The following is a 1,100-nucleotide window of genomic DNA, read 5'->3' as shown; positions in this document are numbered from 1 at the left end:
GGCGCATTCAAGCCGAAGAAATCCGTCGCGCTGTCCGGCGTGACCGCGGGCAATACCGCGTTGTGCACGGTCGGCAAGACCGGCAATGACCTGCACTATCGCGGCTACGACATTCTCGATGTCGCGACCACTTCCGAATTCGAAGAAATCGCGCATCTGCTCGTGCATGGCAAGCTGCCCAACGCTGCCGAACTGAAAGCGTACAAGACGAAACTGAAGGCCTTGCGCGGCCTGCCCGCGAACCTCAAGGCCGCGCTGGAATGGATTCCGGCTTCCGCGCATCCGATGGACGTGATGCGCACCGGCGTCTCGGTGCTCGGCACGCTGCTGCCCGAGAAGGACGATCACAATGTGCCGGGCGCGAAAGACATCGCCGATCGTCTGATGGCCTCGCTCGGCTCGATGCTGCTGTACTGGTATCACTATTCGCACAACGGCAAACGCATCGAAGTCGAAACCGATGACGATTCCATCGGCGGACACTTTCTGCATCTGCTGCATGGCGTGGCGCCCTCGAAGTCATGGGTCGATGCGATGCATGTGTCGCTCAACCTGTACGCCGAGCATGAATTCAACGCATCGACGTTCACGGCGCGCGTGATCGCGGGCACGGGTTCGGACATGTATTCGGCGATCACCGGCGCGATCGGCGCGCTGCGCGGTCCGAAGCATGGCGGCGCGAACGAAGTCGCGTTCGAAATTCAATCGCGCTATCAGACGCCCGACGAAGCGGAAAGCGACATCAAGCGCCGCGTCGAGAACAAGGAGGTGGTGATCGGCTTCGGCCACCCGGTGTACACGATCTCCGATCCGCGCAACAAGGTCATCAAGGAAATCGCGAAGAAGCTGTCGAAGGAAGCCAGCGACACGAAGCTATTCGACATCGCCGAGCGGCTCGAATCGGTCATGTGGGACGCGAAGAAAATGTTCCCGAACCTCGACTGGTTCAGCGCGGTTTCGTATCACATGATGGGCGTGCCCACGGCCATGTTCACACCGCTGTTCGTGATCTCGCGCACCTCGGGATGGGCGGCGCACATCATCGAACAACGCATCGACAACAAGATCATCCGGCCGAGCGCGAATTACACCGGACCGGA

Annotated in this window: 1 protein-coding gene; it reads left to right on the top strand. The window is 60.5% G+C overall.

What is annotated here, in order from left to right; genetic code table 11:
- The coding region (gene prpC, locus AWB80_RS42775) for a bifunctional 2-methylcitrate synthase/citrate synthase (protein WP_061180610.1) at positions 1-1,100 on the top strand (1,100 nt) is incomplete at both ends.

It is taken from the genome of Caballeronia pedi (genome assembly GCF_001544915.2).
GTDB classification, from domain to species: Bacteria; Pseudomonadota; Gammaproteobacteria; order Burkholderiales; family Burkholderiaceae; genus Caballeronia; species Caballeronia pedi.
This window is presented reverse-complemented; position numbering and strand designations above follow the sequence as displayed.